The organism is Streptomyces sp. H27-H5 (assembly GCF_026627505.1).
Taxonomy (GTDB): domain Bacteria; phylum Actinomycetota; class Actinomycetes; order Streptomycetales; family Streptomycetaceae; genus Streptomyces.
Map to the genome: position 1 here is coordinate 49,166 of NZ_JAPNLK010000040.1, position 20,193 is coordinate 69,358.

General features: G+C 74.5%; 14 protein-coding genes. 3 read left to right on the forward strand and 11 right to left on the reverse strand.

The annotated features are described in order from the left end of the window. Positions 1–19: 19 nt before the first annotated feature. The 4 genes from OTB19_RS20670 to OTB19_RS20685 are packed head-to-tail and all read right to left on the reverse strand — an operon-like array spanning position 20 to position 6,583. Entirely contained in the window at positions 20–4,033 is a 4,014-nt protein-coding gene (locus OTB19_RS20670) for a CHAT domain-containing protein (RefSeq protein ID WP_267799830.1), read from the reverse strand. 25 nt (positions 4,034–4,058) lie between these two features. Then, positions 4,059–4,712: an RES family NAD+ phosphorylase gene (locus OTB19_RS20675; protein ID WP_267799831.1), complete on the reverse strand. Its 654-nt coding sequence runs from the start codon at positions 4,710–4,712 to the stop codon at positions 4,059–4,061. A gap of 3 nt (positions 4,713–4,715) precedes the next feature. After that, positions 4,716–5,369 carry a hypothetical protein gene (locus OTB19_RS20680; protein WP_267799832.1) on the reverse strand — a complete coding sequence of 218 codons (654 nt, stop codon included), beginning with the start codon at positions 5,367–5,369 and terminating at the stop codon, positions 4,716–4,718. After that, entirely contained in the window at positions 5,366–6,583 is a 1,218-nt protein-coding gene (locus tag OTB19_RS20685; protein ID WP_267799833.1) for a hypothetical protein, read from the reverse strand. The genes OTB19_RS20680 and OTB19_RS20685 overlap by 4 nt, the downstream gene beginning before the upstream one ends. Positions 6,584–6,928: 345 nt before the next feature. Here OTB19_RS20685 and OTB19_RS20690 point away from each other — a divergent pair, with 345 nt between their 5' ends. Then, on the forward strand, positions 6,929–8,038 hold the full coding sequence (locus OTB19_RS20690) for a MerR family transcriptional regulator (protein WP_267799834.1): 1,110 nt from the start codon (positions 6,929–6,931) through the stop codon (positions 8,036–8,038). A gap of 34 nt (positions 8,039–8,072) precedes the next feature. On the opposite strand, the gene OTB19_RS20695 is transcribed toward OTB19_RS20690, so the two are convergent. Both OTB19_RS20695 and OTB19_RS20700 read right to left on the reverse strand, forming a co-directional pair. Continuing rightward, positions 8,073–9,392 carry an ATP-binding protein gene (locus OTB19_RS20695; protein WP_267799835.1) on the reverse strand — a complete coding sequence of 440 codons (1,320 nt, stop codon included), beginning with the start codon at positions 9,390–9,392 and terminating at the stop codon, positions 8,073–8,075. A gap of 96 nt (positions 9,393–9,488) precedes the next feature. Next, the gene (locus tag OTB19_RS20700) at positions 9,489–10,199 is read right to left on the reverse strand and encodes a FadR/GntR family transcriptional regulator (RefSeq protein WP_267799836.1); all 711 of its coding nucleotides are present in this window, start codon (positions 10,197–10,199) and stop codon (positions 9,489–9,491) included. Positions 10,200–10,304: 105 nt separating this feature from the next. On the opposite strand from OTB19_RS20700, the gene OTB19_RS20705 reads away from it, so the two are divergent. Together OTB19_RS20705 and OTB19_RS20710 are read left to right on the forward strand one after the other, a co-directional pair. Then, entirely contained in the window at positions 10,305–10,838 is a 534-nt protein-coding gene (locus OTB19_RS20705; RefSeq protein ID WP_420716876.1) for a gluconokinase, read from the forward strand. A gap of 175 nt (positions 10,839–11,013) precedes the next feature. Continuing rightward, a complete protein-coding gene (locus OTB19_RS20710) occupies positions 11,014–12,411 on the forward strand; it encodes a gluconate:H+ symporter (RefSeq protein WP_267799838.1) in 1,398 nt (465 codons plus the stop codon). Between the two features lie 25 nt (positions 12,412–12,436). On the opposite strand, the gene OTB19_RS20715 is transcribed toward OTB19_RS20710, so the two are convergent. The 5 genes from OTB19_RS20715 to OTB19_RS20735 form a co-directional block, all read right to left on the reverse strand. Next, positions 12,437–12,646 (reverse strand): hypothetical protein, encoded by a 210-nt coding sequence (locus OTB19_RS20715; RefSeq protein WP_267799839.1) that lies wholly within the window; start codon positions 12,644–12,646, stop codon positions 12,437–12,439. Beyond that, a complete protein-coding gene (locus tag OTB19_RS20720) occupies positions 12,643–13,878 on the reverse strand; it encodes a hypothetical protein (protein ID WP_267799840.1) in 1,236 nt (411 codons plus the stop codon). Before OTB19_RS20720 ends, OTB19_RS20715 begins: the two co-directional genes overlap by 4 nt. Positions 13,879–13,995: 117 nt before the next feature. Then, on the reverse strand, positions 13,996–15,366 hold the full coding sequence (locus tag OTB19_RS20725; protein ID WP_267799841.1) for a cytochrome P450: 1,371 nt from the start codon (positions 15,364–15,366) through the stop codon (positions 13,996–13,998). A gap of 234 nt (positions 15,367–15,600) precedes the next feature. After that, positions 15,601–16,323 carry a hypothetical protein gene (locus OTB19_RS20730; protein ID WP_267799842.1) on the reverse strand — a complete coding sequence of 241 codons (723 nt, stop codon included), beginning with the start codon at positions 16,321–16,323 and terminating at the stop codon, positions 15,601–15,603. A gap of 262 nt (positions 16,324–16,585) precedes the next feature. Continuing rightward, positions 16,586–20,149 (reverse strand): S8 family serine peptidase, encoded by a 3,564-nt coding sequence (locus OTB19_RS20735; RefSeq protein ID WP_267799843.1) that lies wholly within the window; start codon positions 20,147–20,149, stop codon positions 16,586–16,588. Positions 20,150–20,193 lie beyond the last annotated feature (44 nt).

Sequence of the window (20,193 nt, forward strand, 5' to 3'; positions counted from 1 at the left end):
CCCGGAAGGGTGCGCGGGTTCACTGCCCGAGGTGGGTGAAGCCGGCCCAGGCGCTCAGGTCGTGCGGGTCGAGGTGCGCCAGCCGGGCCGTCAGGGCCGGCGGCAGCCCGTCCGGCACCTGCCGTCCCGGGTCCAGCATCCACAGTTGGGCCCGCCGCAACGCCCGGGCGGGCGGATCCTGTTCACGGCGCAGGAAGTGGTGGGTCATGAACATCAGCACGGAGGTCGCGTCGTCCGGGACCGGCCACAGGGAGCCGATCACCGAGCGGCTGCCGGCGACGAGGAAGGCCGAGGACAGGCTGTACGCCTCGTTGTGGCCGCGTCCCGAGACCTGGCTGCGGCAGGCGGCGAGGACGACCAGGCCGAGCCGTCCGTGCACCGCGTCGGCCAGTTCCTCGGCCGTCAACTCGCCTCCCTTGAGGGAGAGGTGGGAGCTGCGCGGCCCGTTCTCGGTGACGGTTCCGTGGCAGGCCAGGTGCACGACCGCGCCGTCGTCGGCGTGCTCGTGCAACCACCGGGCGACCTGGTCGGGGCTGCCGTCGCCGGTGCGCAGCCCCAGGTACTGACCGCCCGGGTAGAAGACCCGCAGCACGGCCTCGGCCTCCTCCCCCGCGAACGGAAGGTCCCCCGTGGGGTTGCCGACCACGAGCGCGGTCCCGTCGTGCGGGGCCCGGGGGCGCGCGGCGACCTCGCACAGCAGGCGGGCGGAGGCCGCGTACGAGAACTCCGCGCGCTCGATCGCGTACGAGCGGCGGCCGCTCCCGTCGGCGGTGAAGGCGGCGTGCCAGGGGACCAGGCCGAGCGAACCCATCGGGACGAGGACCAGGCGCGGTACGCGTCCGGGCCGGTCGGACGCCTGGAAGAGGTCGAGCAGCGGCCGGACGGCGACCCGCCAGGCCCACGAGCAGAGCCGGTCGAGCTGGTCGCGCAGCGGCGGGGCCGGTTCGGGGCGGGGCGCGCCGTGGCCGGGGACCGGCTCCATGTCGCGCCCGCCGGAGGCGGGCCGGTACCGGCGCAGCGGCGCGGCGTCCTCGCGCAGGCTCGGCAGCGCGACCTCCCGGATCTCGCCGCGCGAGGTGACCACCAGGGCGGTCCCGGGGCAGTCGGCGGTGGACGGCACGAGGTAGACCAGGGCGTCCTTGCGGTGGGCGCGCAGCCCGGCGGCGATCTCGGCGGGCGAGGGCGGGTCGAGGAGCCGGGTGTCGCCCTCGGTCAGCGCGAGCACGACGCTGCGGCGCAGTGTGCTCGGCATGTCGTCGGCCGCCTCGTCGGCGCCCCGGCTCAGCCATTCCCGGGCCAGGTCGTCCCGGCCGGCGGCGATGAGCCGTTCGGGCACCGACCGGCTGGTGGTCGCCGCGTGCAGGATGAGGCCCCGGCAGGCGTCGAGGGCCCGGACGGCGTCGTCGAGCGCGCCGTCGGCGACGCACCAGCCGACCACCTCTCCCGCGAGGTCGCTCGCCAGGCGGCCGGCCTCCGCCGCGTCCTGGCTGCCGGACTGGAGCAGGGCGGACCAGACGAACCCGCGCAGCGATTCGAGGCCGAGGCGTCGGCCGTTCTCCCGGTCGCGACGGTTCGGGTCCGCCCGGACCCGGTAACAGCGGCCGAGGGGTTGCGTGGTGAGCGCCCACAACCGGTGCTCGGGGCCGTCCATGGCCCGCGCCGCTCCTTCGAGCAGGGTGATGGCACGCTCCAGGTCCCGGGCCCGGTCGGGGGATCCGGCCTGGGGATTGGCCATGACCAGGGCGCTGTGGACGCCGCCGGTGTTCGAGGCGAAGCGGATCCAGGCCTCGCTCCCGGGCGCCGACAGGGCGAGGGCCTCCGCCGACACCTCCAGGCTTTCCCGGATCCGCGGCACGTCGGCGCGGCGCAGCGCCTCGCCCTGCCACACGAGGGCCATGCTCCCCAGCAGGTGGGCGCGCTGTGGTCGGGGGAACCGCTCCGCCCGCAGGCGCAGCTCGGCGATCGACGGCCGCCCGGCCGGCGCCGGCGCGGGTGGCACGCCGAGCCGGGCCGCGAGGTCCTCCCGGTACATCCGGGCGCTTTCCAGCAGCACCCATCCCTCGGTGTGGGAGGTGCTGTCCGGATCCAGGCGCCCGACGATCCCGGCGACCCGGTCCAGTCCGCGGTCGGCCGCCGCGAGATCGCCCCGCATGACCGCGAGACGCACCTGTGCCGCGGCATCCTGACACACCAGCATCTCGCCCATGTGCGGCCCCAGGTCGAGGGCGTCGAGCACCTCGTCCCACTCCGCGCCGCCGGGCACCGATCCCTCGGTCACCCCTCGCAGTTGGGCCAGTTGACGCATGGCCTGGTGTCGCCCGTAGCGCACCCAGGGGTTGGTGTTCCCCGCGGCGATCGCGAGGTCGAAGTGCTCCAGCGCCTCGGTCAGCCGGGACACCGAGCCGGCCATTCCCTGGGCGAACCGCCAACCGGCGAGGCCCGCGTGGCCCCGGGCGCGCCATTCGGGATGGGCCTCGGCGTAGGACGACATCTCCCTTACCAGTCGTTCCTCGCGTTCCGCGCCCATCCGGTCCCCGTGGGGGTCGAGCATGGGCATCGCCGCGAGGAGGGTTCCGGCGCGCTCCGCCCGCAGGCGGCTTCCCGGCTCGGTCCGCTCCCAGCCCTCGAACAGCATCGAGTACCGGAGTTCCCACCGCTCCCGCGCCCGCGGATCGTCGGCGAGCAGGTGGTTGTCCATGCCGAAGTCGAACTCTCCCTCCATGTAGCTCCGTTGGAAGCGTTCGTAGGCCCGGGCCAGTTCCTCTTCGGACACCACGTCCGGTCCGGCGTCGGGCCGCACGGATTCGGGCAGCCCCACCAGGGCCGCCCCGAGCAGGCCCAGGGCCATGTCGGTGACCTCCCGGGAGAGCCGGTCGTCCTCGCGGACCCGCCGGACGGCCCGTACGACGACCCGCAGTCGTTCCGTGTCCCCGTCCGTGTCGAACCTCAGGTGCTGGACCATCGCCAGGGCGAGCCCGGTCTCGGTGATCGGGCCGTCGTGCGCGATGTCCCACCGGTCGAACGCCCGGGTGAGCAGGGCCGCGGCGTGATCCAGCAGGTCGACGTCGAGACGGACCTGGCCGCGGACGCAGAGCAGGCGGCCGAACATGCCGAGGTAGAGCACGGGGAGGGCGTCCATCTCCGCTTCGGTGGAGAGCAGTTCGGCGATCTCCGCCTCGGCCCGGGCCCCTTCCGCCTCGTCGTCCCAGGTGCCGGCGATCAAGGTGCGGGCGAACGTCACGCGCAGTCGGGTGTCCCGTGCCCACGCGGGCTCGGGCGCGGCCCCCCGCAGGGCGGCCAGGGCGCGCAGCCCTTCCTCGTACCCCTCCTCCAGCGCGGTCCGGTCCGCGGCCGTGCGGCCCAGCATGATCAGGGAGGCGGAACGGGCCTGGTGGATCAGGGGCAGGTCCCGGTCCGGCGAACCTCCGGCCAGTACCTGTGCGTAGTGGCGCGCCGAGGTCGCGTAGGAGGCCGCCTCGTTCGCCAGGACGCCGTGGTACTGCCACAGCCCGCCGAGGACCTCGTCGAGTTCGGGGTCGGGGCCGTCGACGTCGTCGAGGGCGCGCCGGTTGGCGTCCAGGGCCTCGTCCAGCAGGGCCGGGTCGTCGGCGGTCTCCAGGAAGCGGATCTTGGTGATGAAGGCGAGCAGGCGGCGGGCGAAGACGGCCGTGTCCCGGTGGTCGTGATCGTCGGGGAGCCCGGCGAGGCCTTCCGTCAGGAGGGTGTGGACGCGGGCGGCGAGCGCGGGGGCGGGTTCCTCGTCGTGGTCCAGGGCCAGCAGATGGCCGTACATGATCCGGTGGCGCGCCGGTATCGGCCCGCCGGCGGGATGCCGGAACGCGTGCGCGTAGGCCTCGGCCGCCAGGTCCCGGTCTTCGCGTTCACCCGACTCCTCGAAGAGCGTGTAGCTCAGCTCTCCTGCCTCACAGCAGAGTTCGACGATCCGTGGATCGTCGGCGGCCAGGCCGGAGAGGGCTTCCATGACGTCTTCGCGCTCGATCCGCCAGGCGGCGATACGGTCGGCGTCCTCCACTGCGGCTCCTGTCCAGAGGGCGGGTTCAGGGGGCGAGTCGTGCGTGGTACGGCAACAACACCTCGTCGAGCCAGTACCGCCCGTCGGCGGTCGCGAAGTCGATCGGCGCGTCGGCGGTGGCGACCAGGGCGTCGGGCGGGCAGCGGTCGCCGAAGAGCACCAACGCCCGCGCACCCGGGTCCCGTTTGGACGACCACAGGAACCCCTGCGCCCACGGGTCGGTGTGGGTGCGGATCCAGTGCGCCCAGTCCCGGGTGTACGGGTAGTCGCGGGCCTCGGTCTGCACCAGCCAGCTGTCCTGGTGCACGGCGGCCAGGTCCTGGCCGGTGACCAGCGAGACCAGGTCCAGGTCGACGGTCGACCGGAGGACGGACAGTCTGCGACCCTCGACCGCGACGCGCGGTACGAGGCGCGCCCCGCCCGCCGGATCGAAGGGCAGCGAGTGCAGGACGCTCTCGCTGACGGCGGCCTCGGGGGTGAGCCCTGCGTAGAGGTAGCCGTACGGATCGCAGGCGGTGGCGTCGAAGCGGCCTCCGCCGTACAGGCAGTGCGCGGGCACCGGGTTGAAGGCGGCGGCCTCCCGGCGCGCGGAGTGCACCCGGTAGAGCGCGGTGCCCGCGGCGAGGGCCACCTTGGTCGGGGTGGCGGTGGGCTCGGTGGGCGGCCGGTAGTGGGGCACGCGTCACTCCCCTTCACGGAGGAACCGGGCGGCCGTGAGCACCTGGAGCTCCGCGACCGTGCCGAGCAGCCGTGCGGGGACCTCGGCCAGCCAGGCGTTCGGGGACAGCCACCAGTCCGCCGCGCCCCACGGGTCCCGGTCCGCCTCCAGCAGCAGGTTCACCTCGGGGACCACCTCCACGACCCGGCCGTCGCGGGCGAACTGGAAGGCGGGGAGCCGGACCGGGCCGCCGGGTCCGCGCAGCCTGATCAGGCCGGGGGCGTTCGGGTCGCAGCCGCGCTCCGCGGCTTCGGCCTCGCCGAGGGAGGGCGCGGCGAGCAGCCGTTCGCGCACCTCGCCGAGGACGGGCCCCACCATGCGGTGGCCGTCGAGCACGAGGACGACCAGGTCGTCGGCGCTGAAGCCGAGGTGGCCGAGGTCAGGGCGCGACGACGTGGGGGCCGCGGTCAGTCGGCCGTCGGCGGGGAACCGGTCGGGCAGTTGCTCGCCGAGCAGTCGGGCGGCGTGCCGGGCTGCCCGGTCGGCGGCTTCGCCGGTGGCCTCGCGGAGGCCGGCGAGGAGCAGGGAGAGGGTGTGCAGGGCCGCCGGTTCGAGGCGGGGCCGCAGCTCGTCCCACTCGGCCGCGACGGTGGCCAGCCGGGTACGGGCGTCGCTCATGTCGGCCGTCCGGCAGGCGGCGCGGCGTGGGGGGAGGGGCCGGAGGAGGGGTCGGGCGAGCCATCGGTGGGCGCGCCGGCGAGTAACGCGGCGATCAGGTCGGCCCGTTCGGCGCGCCGGACCAGGAGGTGGATGTCCCACGGTCCGCCGCGGGCGAGTTCGGCCTCGACCGCCGCCCAGACCGCGGCGAAGCTCTCGGTCGGGGTGAGGCCGCCGCGCCCGGCGCCCAGGAGGGGAAGGCAGACGGACCCGAGGGGCCGTTCCTCCGCTCCCACCGCGCCCGGATCCGTCGCCGTATACGCCTTCGTCCCCGTCCCCGTCTCCGGTCCGCCCGGCTCGGCGAGCAGGGCGAAGACGCGGGTGACGGCTCGCGTGACGTCGTCGGGCAGCACGTCGTAGTCGTTGGTTCCGGGCCGGGGCACGGCCACCGCGGCGTGGTGGATGCGGCGGATGCCCTGGCGGGTGAGGGCCCCGGCGCCGGTCACGGCCACCGTGCCGGGGGCGACGGGCAGGGACCCGGGCGCGAACCGTTCGGTCCACGACCGCAGTTCGTCCTGGATCCGGTCCTCGACCAGCCGGCCGGCGGGGTCCCGGTACGCGCCCGCGCGCCGCAGGGACGCGGCGACGGAGGACTTGTACGGCTCGGGCAGGGCGAGATGGGTGTTGGAGGGGGACACGATCACGTCGATGTCCCGCAGCAGGTCGACGGCGTGGACGTGCAGGGTGACGTGGTGGGTGCCCCCGCCGGCCGTGACCTCGATCCGCCGGTGGCTCGGGGCGAGTCGGCGGGCCGGGCCGGCGGTGACGACCGGCTCGGCCTGCCCCCCGGTCACGCCGCGCACGAGCTGCTCGGCGAGTTGCCCGAGCACCATCAACTCCTGGTGCTTGCGGAACCGCTCCACGCTCACCCCGTACACCCGGGCGGCTCGCCTGCGCCGGTCCGCGGGCGGCCAGTCCCGGGTTCCCCGGGCGAGACCGAGGCTGTACTCGGCGGCCTCCTGGAGGGTTCCGCCGCCCAGCGCGGCCACCGCGGTGCGCAACATTCGTTCGACGGCGGGGAAGTGCGGCTCTCCGGGGTCCCCCTCCCCCGGACCGGCCGACATCCCGGTCAGCACGGGCAGCCTGAGGTCCCGCAATCGCACGATCCCGGCCCGCCGCACTTCCCTCACCTCCGCGAGGACCGCCCCGTAGTCCGGCAGTTGTGTGAGCGACATGGCGGAAGGATCGCACCGTCCCGCGCCCCCTACAAGCCGGTTCCGGCCCTCTTCCCCCATCCTGCGGGACCGCTCCGGGCGCACTCGGGGCGTGGGACGGGCGCGGCCGGTCGGGTCCCGGTCGATTCCCGGGCGGGCGCGGGGAATCGGCCAGGAGGAACTGGAGATCCACGGCATCAGCCCGACGGCCGGGCGGCCGGCACGATCGACGGCCTTCCCGTGGTGTGGACCCGCGCGAGCGCGCAGGCGTCGGCGCCGCGGCCCTGACTCGGCGACGGCTCCCCCGGCCGCCGGCGCGTCGGACGAGTTGACCTTCAAGTGGGATGAACGTCGATGATCGCGGTCATGGACGACAGCACTTCCGATCTGATGGGCATCGGCGCGTTCGGCCGACGTGTCGGGCTCGCGCCGAGCGCCCTGCGCTTCTACGACGACTGCCGGGTACTGCTCCCCGCCCACGTCGACCCCGTCACCGGCTACCGCTCCTACTCCCCCGACCAGCAGTCGCGCGCCACGCTGCTGCGCGGGCTGCGGGAGGCGGGGTTGGCGTTGGCCGACGTGGTCGCCGTACTCGACGGGACGCCCGAGGAGGCACGGGCGGTGCTCGAACGGCACCACGCGGCCGTGCGGGAGGCCCGGCGCGCCACCGACGCCGCGCTCGGGGCGGCGCTGGAGGGGCTGCCGCCCGGACCGGGCGGCACCGAGTTCACCCTGGGCGGGGCCGAGCTGGCGAGCGCCGCCCGGCAGGTGGCCCCGGCCGCCGGGCGGGACCCGGCCCATCCCGTGCTCGGCCGTGTGCTCGTGGAGTTCGACCGGGACGAGGTCCGGTTCGTGGCCACCGACCGCTACCGGCTCTCGCTGCGCACCCTGTGGCCCCGGGCCGCGGCCGGGCCGCCGGGGCGACTGCTGATCGACGCCGACACGCTGGTCGCACTCGGGGCGTGGGCCGCCCGGGCCGCGGAGGTGACCCTGGTGGCGCGGCCCGGCGGTGCGCCCCTGACCGTCCACCATCCGGGCGGCACGCGCGAGGTACCGGTGGCCGGGGGCACCTTCCCCGCCTATCGGGACGTGCTCGCGGGCCTCCCGGAGCCCTCGCACCGGGTGGTCGTGGAGCGGGTTCGGCTGATCGCCGCGCTCGACGCCTGCGGGGACTCCCCCGCCGTCGCCTTGGAACTCGGCCGTGACCGGCTCCTCGTCTCCCTGCCGGACGGGACCCCGGCACCGATCGAGCCGGCCGCGGTGCGGGAGGAGTCGGAGCCGGTGCGGATCGGTTTCGACCCCGCCGTGCTGGGCGCGGCCGTGGAGGCCGGGGTGGGGCCCGATGTGCTGCTGGAGTTCTCCGAGGTCACCGGCCCGGTACTGGTCCGCTCCGCCGATCAGGGCAGCTTCACCACCCTGGTGATGCCGGTCGCCCTCCCGCCCACCACCCCGACACCGCCGAGGACGTCCGCGTGAACCCCGAGAACACCGTCGTACGGCTCTGCGTCGATCAGTCGGCCCTGGGCGAGTTGATCGGGCGGCGCGCGACGGCCTGACCGGAGCCGTGCGGGGGTTCTCCGGTGGGGGGAAGGGCGCCCTGCGGGCTCAGCCGTCGTACGGGTGCGGCCGGGTCCGCAGGGCGTGGCCGTGGCGGACGCCTTCCAGGAAGGCGGCCTCGTGGGCCTGGTCCCCCAGCGCGCTGCGGGCGGTGCGTTCGCATTCCTCGCGTACGGGGCCCAGTTCGGGGGTGGAAGTAGCCCGCGTGCCGGGTCCGCAGGGCCTCGCGCTCCCCGATGGCGTCGAGCCACATGGCTCCGTACTCGCGGATCGTGTCGAGCATCCGGTACGTGACGCCCTCGCCGTCCGCATCTGCGGCGCCGCCGTCGGTGCGGCGTACGACGGATTTGGCGACCAGCGCCGCCAGCAGCGGCCCGGTGTCGGCCTCGGTGAGCGGCGCGGCGGAGCACACGGCGCGTACGGCGGGTTCGTCGAAGGCGCCGCCGAACACGGACAGCCGCAGCCACAGCAGCCGTTCGCGCGGCTCGCACCACTCGTGGCTCCAGCCGACGGCGGTGCGCAGGGCGCGGTGGCGGGCCGGCCGGCGGGACCCGCTGCCGGCGAGCGGGCCGATCCGGCGGGCGAGCCGTTCGGCAAGTTCCTCGACGGTGTGGTCCGTCAACTGCGCCGCGGCGAGTTCCAGTGCGAGGGGGACTCCTTCGAGGCGGGCGCAGATGGCCCGGGCGGCCTCGATCCGCTCCTGTTCCCACGGCGGGGCCTGCGCGGGGGCGGCCTCGCCGGCGCGGGCGGCGAACAGGGCGAGGGCCTCCACGGCGTTCGCGTCGTGGGGTAACGGGCCCAGTTCCAGGACGTGTTCCCGCTCCGATGCCAGCGGCTGACGGCTGGTCAGGAGGATCACCAGGTGCGGGGCGGCGTCGAGGAGGTCCTGCACGAGGGAGCGCACGGCGGCGATCAGGTGCTCGCAGCAGTCCAACACGAGGAGCAGTCGGCGCCCGCCGATCCACTGCCGGACCGCTTCGCCGAGGGTGCGGGGGGTGTGGTCGGCGAGGTCGAGCGCGTCGGCGACGGTGTCCACCAGCAGTCGATCGTCGGGCAGGGGCGAGAGGTCGGCCCGGTGGATCCCGTCGGGGAAGGTATCGCCGGCGCCCGTCTCCAGCGCCCGCCGGACCAGGCGGGACTTCCCGACGCCGCCCGGCCCGGCGAGGGTGATCAGTCGATGTCCGGCCAAGGCCGCTTCCAGCGCGGCCAGTTCGCCGTCCCGCCCCACGAAGGAGGCGGCTCTGCCGTCACTGCTCTCGGTATGTACCCACACGCGCCCACTGTGGCGCACGGTGCGGGCTTCTCGGACCCGTCGGGGAAAACCGGCCCGACGCGCGGGGCACGGTGCGGCGCCGCGCGAGGGGATCGCTCAGGGGGCGAGTACGTCGAGCTCCTCCAGGGCGCCCACCGCGATCTGCCGGGTCAGCGCCTCGGCCCGGGCCGCGTCCCCCTCTCGTACGGCTTCCGCGACCCGCACGTGCAGGGTGACCGCGGCCGGGTCGGGGTCGTGGAACATCACCGCGTGCTCGGTGCGGCCGGTCAGCACCTCGGCGACGACATCGCCCAGCCGGGCGAACATCTCGTTGCCGGAGGCGTTGAGGACGATCCGGTGGAAGGCGATGTCGTGCCGCAGATATCCCTCCAACTGGTGACCGCGCGAGGTGCGGACCATGCCCAGGGCGGCCTCGGTGAGCCGGGCGCACTGTTCCGGGGTGGCCAGCTTCGCGGCCAGGCCGGCGGCGACCGGCTCGACGGCCGAGCGCAGCACGGTGAGGGAGCGCAGTTGGCGGGGTCGGTCGGTGCCGGCGAGCCGCCAGCGGATGACGCGCGGGTCGTAGACGTTCCACTGGTCCGCCGGGCGCACGGTGACGCCGACCCTGCGACGGGATTCGACGAGCTGCATCGACTCCAGGACACGGACGACTTCGCGGACCACGGTGCGGGAGGCGTCGAAGCGGTCGGCGATCTCGTCGGTGCGCAGGACGCTGCCGGGCGGGGATTCGCCGGCGGTGATCGCGAGACCGAGAGCGTCCAGGACACGGGAGTGAAGCCCCTGCACAGGACTGCCTTCAGTGGTCATGGCGTAAGCGTACGGTGACCGCCGATCGAACAATAGATGTGACGTATCCCCCCACCCTCTTGAATAAGTACTACTTAATGGGCTTCAGTGGTGCCGCACGAACCGATGTCGACGAGGACAGCGAGGTACGACGTGAGCTCCCAGCGCGTCATTGTGGTGATGGGTGTGGCCGGCACGGGCAAGACGACCGTGGGCCGGCTGCTCGCGGAGGCCCTCCGTGTCCCCTACGCCGAGGGCGACGCCTTCCACCCGGAAGCCAACGTCGCCAAGATGTCGGCGGGCACCCCGCTGGACGACGCGGACCGGTGGCCGTGGTTGGACGCCATCGGCGAGTGGATCCGTCGCGGCGCGGACCTGGAGGGCGGGATCGTCGCGGCCCCGTCCCTCAAGCGTTCCTACCGCGATCGGTTGCGGAGCTTCGCCCCCGGGGTCGTCTTCGTCCATCTCACCGGCGAACGCCCCCTGATCGAGCGGCGGATGGCGGAGCGCAAGGGGCACTTCATGCCCACCACCCTGCTCGACTCGCAGTTCGCGACGCTCGAACCCCTCCAGCCGGACGAACTCGGCGTCGCCGTCGATGTCCGCGGCACTCCCGAGGAGATCACCCGACGGGCGCTGGAGGCCCTGCACCGACTCTGATCCGAGGGGATCCCGGAGCCACCGCACGGCCCGTCCGCGGGCCCCGCACGCCCTCCCCCGGGCCGCCGCATGCCCGCGAGCCGGCCACCGGGCTCCTCGGGACACCCCGCCGTACCCGACATCACGCAGCACCACCCACCGCCACTGAAGAGCCACGAGTTAAGGAACCGTCACCGTGACCGGTCTCAGCGTCGAGACACTGGCAGCGGCCGCCCCCGGACCCATCACCTCGGCCGGGCACGCCCAGCTGGGCGTGGCCGTCCTCGCGGGCATCGCCGTCATCGTCCTGCTCATCACCCGCTTCAAGCTGCACGCCTTCCTGGCCCTCACCGTGGGCTCACTCGCCCTCGGTTCGTTCGCGGGCGCCCCGCCGGCGAAGACCATCGCCAGTTTCACCGCCGGCCTCGGCGCCACGGTCGCCGGTGTCGGCGTACTCATCGCGCTCGGCGCCATCCTCGGGAAACTGCTCGCCGACTCGGGCGGCGCCGACGAGATCGTGGACACGATCCTGGCGCGCGCCAAGGGGCGGGCGATGCCCTGGGCCATGGTGCTGATCGCCTCCGTGATCGGGCTCCCGCTCTTCTTCGAGGTCGGGATCGTGCTCCTGATCCCCGTGGTGCTGCTCGTCGCCAAACGCGGCAACTACTCCCTGATGCGGATCGGCATCCCGGCCCTCGCCGGACTCTCCGTGATGCACGGGCTGATACCCCCGCACCCGGGCCCGCTCGTCGCCATCGACGCGCTCCACGCGAACCTGGGCGTCACCCTCGCCCTCGGAGTGGTCGTCGCCGTCCCGACGGTGATCATCGCCGGCCCGCTCTTCTCCCGGTACGCCGCCCGTTGGGTGGACATCCCCGCGCCGGAACACATGGTCCCGCAGCGCCCGTCGGCCGAGTTGGAACACCGCCCGCGGTTCGGGGCGACCGTGTTCACCGTGCTCCTCCCCGTGGCCCTGATGCTGGTCAAGGCGCTCGTCGACATCGTGGTCAACGACCCCGACAACGGTGTCCAGCGCGTCACGGACGTGGCCGGCTCACCGCTGATCGCGCTCCTCGCGGCCGTGCTGGTGGGCATGTTCACCCTCGGCAGGGCGGCCGGCTTCACCAAGGAGCGGCTCTCGTCCACGGTGGAGAAGTCCCTGGCCCCGATCGCCGGCATCCTGCTGATCGTGGGCGCGGGAGGCGGCTTCAAGCAGACCCTCATCGACGCCGGAGTCGGCCAGATGATCCTGGAGCTCTCCGAGAGCTGGGCCGTTCCCACGCTGCTCCTGGCCTGGCTCATCGCGGTGATCATCCGCCTGGCCACCGGCTCGGCGACGGTGGCCACGATCTCCGCGGCCGGCCTGGTGGCCCCCCTCGCCGCCGGCTCGTCGACCACGGAGACCGCCTTGCTGGTGCTGGCGATCGGGGCGGGCTCGCTGTTCTTCAGCCATGTCAACGACGCCGGGTTCTGGCTGGTCAAGGAGTACTTCGGGATGACCGTCGGGCAGACCGTCAAGACCTGGTCGGTGATGGAGACCATCATCTCGGTGGTCGGCCTGGGCTTCGTCCTCCTGCTGTCCCTCGTCCTCTGAACCCGGCGGGCGGCCACCCGGCCGGTCAGGCGTGGGGTCGGCCGTCGAGCTGCGCGGCCGCCAGGGCGAATCCGCCCGCGGCGGTGGCGCAGCGCTCCGCGAGGACGGCGACCTCGGCGCGGAAGGCCTCGGCCCCCGGGCCCTGGTCGCGCAGGTCCTCGGCGGCGGCCCGCAATCGCCGCGCGTGTGAGCGCAGGACGGCGCAGTGCGTGCGCAGGGCGGTGGTGTCGGTCATCGGGACCACTCCTCGCCGTCGTGGATCCGGACCAGCCGGCTGTCCGTGATCCGGCTCCGGAAGCGGGTCGGCGAGGCGTGCGCGGGGCGCCGGGAGCGCTGTCCGTACGCGCCGGTCAGGCGGAACACCCGGGTCCGAGGGTCGACGGGGCGTCGCGCGGCGCCCCGGGAGTCCACGGCGAAAACGTGCGTGACCGGGTAGACGGTGGTGAAGTCCCGGCTCCCGGCGAGGTGGAGGGCGGTGCTCCCGCCCAGGCCCCGTCCGAACAGCGCGAGTTCGGTGCCGGAGGGCACGAGGGCGCGGACGGCCCGGGCGACCGCGTGCGCGTACGGGATCTCCGGTCCGTCGGCCACCGCGTGAACATCGACCCCGGCGGGCGTCGTGCCCGCCCCGGGCGCCCCCGGTGGTTCGGCGAGGTGGATGACGTACCGGAGGGCTCCGTCCGGGCCGACGACCTGCTGGACGAGGAGGGTTCCGTCGGGGTCGAGCGAGGCGAGGTTGCGCACGCATCCGGCGACGGTGCCGCTGGTGTCGAGCCGGTCGAGGATCCCGTCGGGGTGGTCGGGCGCCTCGGCGGGGCGGGGGCTCCGGGCGAAGAAGGCGCGTGCGGCGGCGCCGAGACCGAGCAGGGGTTCGGCCGGCATCGCCCGTCCGGTGGCGATCTGCCAACCGGCGTGGTCGTTGAAGGGGTTCTCGTCGGTCAGCGCGTGCCAGGCGAGGAGGTCCGCGAAGGACGGGGACAGCAGCGTGAAGGCGCGTTCGGCGCCCCTGACCCGCATCATCTCGCGGAACAGCCGCACGCCCTCGGCCTGCCGCCCCTCCTCGACCGCCTTGAGGATCGCCGCCGCGTCCGGATCGGCGAGCAGTTCCGGCCGGCCCGCGCCGGCCGCCCGGATCCGGGCCTTGAGACCGCAGACGGCGAGGCTGACGGCGAGGCTCTCGCGGCCGGCGAGGACCCCGGCGAGCCACCCGGCCCGGGCGACGCCCCGGCCACGCGGCGCCCAGCCGAGTCCCGCCGGGTCGGTCAGGGTGCGCAGCAGGGTGCGCCAGCCGAGCCGGCGGGGGCCGCCCCGGCCGAGCGCGCCGGCCGTCAGGCGCCCGCCGAGGGCCAGTTCGGAGGCGTGGCGGGCGGCTTCGCCGACGGCGTCGGCGGCCTCCGCCAGTTCGCGGCACACGGCGTGGAGCGGTTCGGGATCCGGGTCGGTGGACGCGGTGGTCGCGGCGTCGGACATGGGTTCCTCGTGGGGTCGGTACGGCGGGCGGGCGACGGGGCCGGGCGGCTGTGGCACGGGGGGGGCGCCAGCGGGGCGGGTCGGCGGCGGTGCACGTGCCGGGGGGCACGGTCGGGATCAGCGGCGGGTGATCGTGAGCCGGATCCGTCTCGGGTCCAGCGCCGAGGGCAGCGGACCCATCGGATCCAGGGCCGGTCTGCCGTCCCGGACGCGGTGCCCGCGCAGCAGTTCGGCGCAGAACGCGGCCACGACGAGCAGGCCCAGCCGGTCTCCGGGGCAGCGGCCGGCCCCGTGGCCGAAGGGGGCCATCCGGAGGTCCTCGCGGGACCCCGGGGAGGCCCACCTCCCGGGTACGAACACGTCCGCGGCGGGCACGTGCTCGGGGTCGCGCTGGTGGAACAGCGCGGGCAGGAGCACGGGGGTCCCCGCCGGGTGACGCACGCCCCGCCACTCGGTCTCGGTCCGGGTGACCCGGACCAGGTCGGGCACCGCCGGGTAGAGGCGCAGCGTTTCCTGGACGCAGGCCCGCAGCCGGGGCAGTTCGCCCTTGGCGGCGTCGCCGGACCGGGCCTCGGCGGAGGCCGCGTCCTGTTCGGCGGGGTGGGCGGCGAGGAGCAGCAGGGTGCGCAGCAGGGTCGCGGGGACGGCGTCCAGGGCCTGTAGCCAGTGGAGGGCCTGGCCGATGGGGTCGAGGGTGCCGTCGGGGTCGGGGTGCCGGCGGGCCCGCCCGACGAGGGTGTAGGGCTCGGCGGCGGCGGCGTACCGGGCGATGCGCGCGCCCGCCTTCTCGTGGAGGCTCTCGGCGGCGCGGTTCCTGCGGGGCGCCCTGCGCTCGCCGCCGGCGTCGAGCCGGTCGAGCCAGCCGGCGAGTTCCTCGTCCCCGGCGGCCGTGTCGCCGAGCACCATGCGGCGGGCGGCCCGGGTGACGGCGTGTCGGGCGCGGGCGAGTCCGAGGGGGTGGGAGGCGGCGCCCAGTCGGCCGGCCTCGTCGGCGATGACCGCGAGGAAGGGGCCGCAGGAGGGGTGTACGGGGCTGCCCGAGGCCAGCACGATCTCATCGACCTCGCGGCGGCGGGCGCGGAGGTCGTCGCGGTCCTCGTGGTGGGTGGGAGGGCCGGCCTCAGGCGCGGCGCCGGGGGCCCGGCATTTGTCCGGCGGGCACGTCGCGAGTTCGCTCGCGGGCGCTTCGTGGAACCGGGGCAGGTCCTGCGGGTCCAGCAGGACCAGCGTGGGGCCGGTCGGGCCGCGCAGCAGGAGGGGGGCGCCGCCGTGCCGGGCCCGCAGGGCGCGCAGGGTGGCGGCCGGCCAGCGGGGCCGCCCGGAGCCGGCCCCGGGGCGCGGTTGCGGGCGCGGGCCCACCAGGTCGCGTACGAGCACGGGCAGGGTGTGGGTCGCGGCGAAACGCACGGCCTCGGCCCGGCCGGTTCGTGCGGGGCGGCCGCCCTCGGTCGGGGCCGCCTGGCCTCGGGTCGTGGTCGACTGGGTCATGCCGGGACCACCTTGCCTGGGTTGGACAGGCGCTTCGGGTGGGGAAGCCGCCGAGGGGGCGGGCGGCTCGCCGTACCTCCGCACAGCCGGAAAGCAACGGTCGGTGACATCGGGATCACCGTACGTCGAGCGCGGGGGGTGCGCGCTCCGAGTGCTCTGCGGGAGTGGATCGAAGCCCCGGGCCGGGCGGCGGTGCGGGTCCCGTTCATCCGGATCGGGGCGTGCGGCGCCGCCTCACTTCGCGGTGGGCGCGGTGGGCGCGGTGAACACGGCGTCCCGGAAGGCGGTGCGCAGCGGTCCCGTGCCGTGTGCGGGCAGCAGGGCCGCCCAGCGGTGGTGCCGGGGCGAGACCCAGACGGACGGTCCGTCGCCGTGGGCCCAGACGCCGCCGGCCACGGGGTGCCAGAGCAGGCCCCGGGCGGGGGTGAGTTCCCCGGTGCGGATCCGGAGGGACTCCGCGGTCCAGGAGCGGCTGACGGGGTGGTCGGCGGTGGAGAGCAGGTGGCCGAGGAAGCGGCCGAGGTCGCCCAGGGAGGCGTGCAGGGATCCGCCGGCAAAGCGGGTGCGACTCATGCGCAGGGGTTGCCAGACGCGGGCGGTGGCGCATTCGGCGAGCGGGCCGCCGCAGAGGTGTTCGGCGAGCCGGGTCAGTGCGGGCACCCCGTCGGGGTGGGTGAGCAGCTGGTGGGCGGTGGTCTTGCCGGAGGTTCCGGCGGCGGCCGGGCCGTAGGCCGCGAGCGGGGTGTGGAGGGTGAGTTCCCCGGCCGTGACGAGGCTTCCGATGACGGGCCACAGGGCCAGTACGGCGGCGAGCCGGCCGACGTCGGACGGGGTGTCCCCGTCCCCGCCGACGGCGTGGGTGCCGTCGGGGCCGCCGACCGCCCAACGGGCCCCGGGATCCCCGGCGCGTACGAGTTCGTGAATCCGCTGTTGCGTCTGGTCGTCCAGCACCGTCATGGTCGCCCACGCTAATGGCGCCGGCTCCCGGCCTGCCGTGCCCGCTCCGGCGCGGCCGTCGTCCGCCACCCGTATGCCGGTACGACTATCCGTGCGCGAGGGGGCCGTGGGCGATGGGGGCGCGCCGTGTGCGCCGTGGGCGCGGAACGGGGGCGGGACACCCGCGGGTGTCCCGCCCCCTCACGCGTCCGTCCGGCGAGGTGCGCGCCGGTCGGGTCGGGCCCGGCCCCGGACATCGGCCCCGGACATCGGGGCCGGTCCGTCAGGTCCGGTCGGGCCGGTCCGTGACGCGCAGGGTGTTCAGCAGGGGCTTGCCGTAGCCGCTGTGCGTGATGAAGCGGACGTTGAGGACGCCGTCCGTGACCGTCACCGTGTAGGAACGGGTCAGGGCCGTGTAGGTGCCCGCCTCCAGGGAGACGTCCAGGGACGGCAGGACCTGGGTGCCCTCGGCGATGACGTCGAAGACCCGCTTGTTCGGCTTGGTGTTGGAGAGCTCCGCGAAGCCCAGCTCCACCGTGTAGGTCCCGTTCGGGACGTTGTCGAAGCGGTACTCGTACATGCCCTCGCGGGCGTTGCGGTACAGCCGCTGGTCGTCCGTTCCGGCGATGGTGCGGCCGGTGGACTGGACGGTGGCGTTGCCCTGGTAGCCGTACGACCCGGGGGTGTACTTGCGGTCGGGCGACCAGCTGTCACCGACGGCGTCCGTGCCCGCGTAGTCGGATCCCGCGTCCAGGGCGACCTGGTAGCGCGGGACGACGACCTTGACCGGGACGGTCAGGACCGGTGCCCGGCCGCTGGCCGACGTGATCTTGAGGTCCGCGGTGAGGACCGTCCCGGCGGTCAGGCCGGCCGTGTCCACGGTGAGGGTGAGCGGGGCCTTGCCGCCGGTCGGGAGGGTGCCCGAACCGGGGGTGGCCGTCAGCCAGGACGCGTCCTCGGTCACCGTGAAGGCGGTGCCCAGGCCCGGGTTGGTCAGGTCGAGGGTGCGGGTCCGCTTCTGGTTCGCGGGGAGCACGACCTCCACCGCCGCCTTGGCCGCGGTGACCTTGCCGGTGCGCAGGGACTGGGTGACGGCGGTGACGTCGGCCGGCTTGACGTCGACCGTCGCGGTGGCGGACTCGTACGACGGGGCCGACAGTGCGACGGTCCGTGCGCCCGAGGGGGTCTGGACGACGTAGCCGCCGTCCGCGGCCGTGGTGGCGGAGACCGCCGTGTCGCCGGTGCCGACGGTGACCGTGGCGCCCGCGACACCGTTGCCGTCGTTGGCGTCGAGCACCCGACCCGCGACGACTCCGCTCTTGGTGGTCCGGAAGGCGATGGACAGGCCGTCCGAGACGACCGCGGTGTTGAAGGAGTACTTGAAGGCATCGGTGCCGGTGGCGTTCTCCACGCCGATCGTGGCGGTGGAGCCGCCCTTGATGCCGGTGCCGCCCGTCCCCTTGTAGGCATAGGAGACGGTGCCGTCCTCGCCGATGGAGGCCGAGAAGGAGAACGTGTCGGCCTGGGCCGACCAGTGCGACACGCCCCGCCACTCGATGACGTAGGTGCGGTGCGGCGCCGTGCCGGTCACGGCGGTGAAGACACCGGATCCGCTGCCGGCGGCGCCGACGACCAGGTCGTCCCAGAACGGGTAGAGGGCCGCGTTCGGGGTGGCCGTGCTCGGGAGGTCGCCGTTGATGTCGCCGGTGTTGTTGCCGCCGAAGCTGACGGTGCCGTTGGTGCCGATCCACGCCTGGCCGTACGTCTTGCCGTACAGCGGCAGCGGGAACGGCAGGTCGACGCGCTCGGTGGTGTTGTCACCGGTCAGCGCGAGCTGTCGGTCGCCGGCGGCGTAGGGGCGACCGCTCGTGGTGACGCAGGCGTAGCCGTAGGCGTCGGTCCGCTCGGGGAGCTCCACCGCGACGGTGGTGTCCCCGGCGAGGGTGACGTGCGCGCTGCCGCCGGTGACGCAGCGGGAGGCGTGGGTGGCGTTCACGTCGTACGTGCCGTGCGGCAGCGTGACCTCGAAGCGGCCCTGCGCGTCGGTGGTCGCGGTGACCGGGGTCTCGGCGACGGTGACGACGGCGCCCGCGACCGGACCGCCGGCGGCGGAGACCGTGCCGGCGAGCTTGGCGGAGGCGGCCTGGGTGAGGGTGAAGTCACCGGTGGCGGTGGCGTTCTCGGTCACGGTGGCCGTCGCGGTCTGCTGTCCGTAGCCGAACTTCGACGCGGTCAGGGTGTACGCGCCCACCGAGAGGGAGCCGAAGCTGTAGGTTCCGTCGGCGGCGGTGGTCGTCGTACGGCCGATCGGGCCGTCGGCGGTGATCTTCACGCCGGCGACGGGCGCGTCACCGGAGCGGACGGTGCCGCCGAGGGCGCCGATCGCGCCGCGCGGGGCCCCGTTGACCGCGGCGAGGGCGTCCAGCCTGCCTTCGCCGAAGACGTTGTTATCGGCGGCGGTGCCACCGCACTGGCTGCTGTCGGTGTCCGCGGCGGTGCCGTCCAGCAGGGCCTCGGTCTGCGCGATGTCCCCTTCGAGGGCGGGCGCGGCGGACCAGAGGAGGGCCACGGTGGCCGCGGTGTGCGGGGAGGCCATCGAGGTGCCGGAGAAGGCCTCGTACCCGCCGCCGGGCACGGAGGAGCGCACGTTCACGCCGGGGGCCGCGATGTTGGGCTTGATGATGCCGCCGGGGCCCGCGCCGCGCGAGGAGAAGGAGGCGATGGCGCCGTTGATGTCGAAGGCGCCGGAGCTGTAGGAGCTCGCGTAGTCGCCGGGAGATCCGCTGGTGGCGCAGCTCGGGCCGGCGTTCCCGTTGGAGAAGGCCGGGAAGATGCCGGCGGCCCGCCAGGTGTCGACGATCTGCTGGTACCAGTCGTCGTGGGCGGCGCTGCCCCAGGAGTTGTTGACGACGTGCGGGGCCAGGTCGGGCCGCGGGTTCTGACCGTTCAGGTCGGTCGGCGCGACGATCCACTGGCCGGAGGCGAGCAGCGAGGCCTCGGAGCAGGAGTTGCTCTCGCAGCCCTTGGCCGCGATCCACTTGGCGCCGGGGGCGACGCCGATCTTGTTGGCGCCGCCGTCGTCGCCGACCATGGTGCCCATGGTGTGGGTGCCGTGGTCGTTGTTGTCGCAGGGCGCGGCGCCGGCGCAGACGCCGGCCGGGTCGAACCAGTTGTAGTTGTGGTCGTACGACCCGTCGGCGCTCTTGCCGCGGTACTGGTTGTTGACGGCCGGGTGGGTGTAGTCCACGCCGCTGTCGATGTTGGCGACGACGATGCCTTCGCCGCGCACGCCGAGCTGGTCCCAGACCTGGGGGGCCTTGATCCGGTCGATGTTCCATTCGACGGCGTCGGCGGCGGTCTTCTCGCGGCTGCCCACGGCGGGCTTGGGGAGGGAGACCTTGTCGTCGGCGTCGATCCGGGCGACCTCGGGGCGCTGCGCCAGGGTTCCGGCGAGCTTCTCGCTGCCGACGACCCGGACGGCGTTGACGATCCAGAACGAGGTGTACTCCGCCTTCGCGCCGTCCAAGGCCTTGACGACGGCGGCCTGGCTGCGCGCGGCATGGTCCTTCTTGACCCGCAGAACCGTTTCCGCCTTGGCGGCGCGGGTCTTCTGCTTCCCCGCGGCGGTGAGGTCGGCGGCGCTGTCGAGATACACCCAGAAGACGGCCTTCGCGGAGCCGTCGAGCTGGGTGCGGAGCTTCGGTTCGATCTTGCGCTCGGCGGCCCCGGGGGTGGGGCCGGGCTCCGGCGCCGCCGCGGCGACCCCTGCGCCGACGGGTAGCAGCAGGATCGAGGCGAGAGCGGCGAGCGCCGCGCGTAAGGATCGTCGTCTGTCGCGTTGTGCCACGTGTGGTCTCCTCGGACGCCGTGTGCAGGTTGTGCGGAAAGGGC

Bases quoted from the DNA above. Each gene is read 5' to 3' on its own strand.
- OTB19_RS20705 (WP_420716876.1), top strand. From the start codon at position 10,305: ATGTCGACGAGGACAGCGAGGTACGACGTGAGCTCCCAGCGCGTCATT.
- OTB19_RS20715 (WP_267799839.1), bottom strand. From the start codon at position 12,646: ATGACCGACACCACCGCCCTGCGCACGCACTGCGCCGTCCTGCGCTCA.
- OTB19_RS20680 (WP_267799832.1), bottom strand. From the start codon at position 5,369: ATGAGCGACGCCCGTACCCGGCTGGCCACCGTCGCGGCCGAGTGGGAC.
- OTB19_RS20700 (WP_267799836.1), bottom strand. From the start codon at position 10,199: ATGACCACTGAAGGCAGTCCTGTGCAGGGGCTTCACTCCCGTGTCCTG.
- OTB19_RS20720 (WP_267799840.1), bottom strand. From the start codon at position 13,878: ATGTCCGACGCCGCGACCACCGCGTCCACCGACCCGGATCCCGAACCG.
- OTB19_RS20725 (WP_267799841.1), bottom strand. From the start codon at position 15,366: ATGACCCAGTCGACCACGACCCGAGGCCAGGCGGCCCCGACCGAGGGC.
- OTB19_RS20690 (WP_267799834.1), top strand. From the start codon at position 6,929: ATGGACGACAGCACTTCCGATCTGATGGGCATCGGCGCGTTCGGCCGA.
- OTB19_RS20730 (WP_267799842.1), bottom strand. From the start codon at position 16,323: ATGACGGTGCTGGACGACCAGACGCAACAGCGGATTCACGAACTCGTA.
- OTB19_RS20685 (WP_267799833.1), bottom strand. From the start codon at position 6,583: ATGTCGCTCACACAACTGCCGGACTACGGGGCGGTCCTCGCGGAGGTG.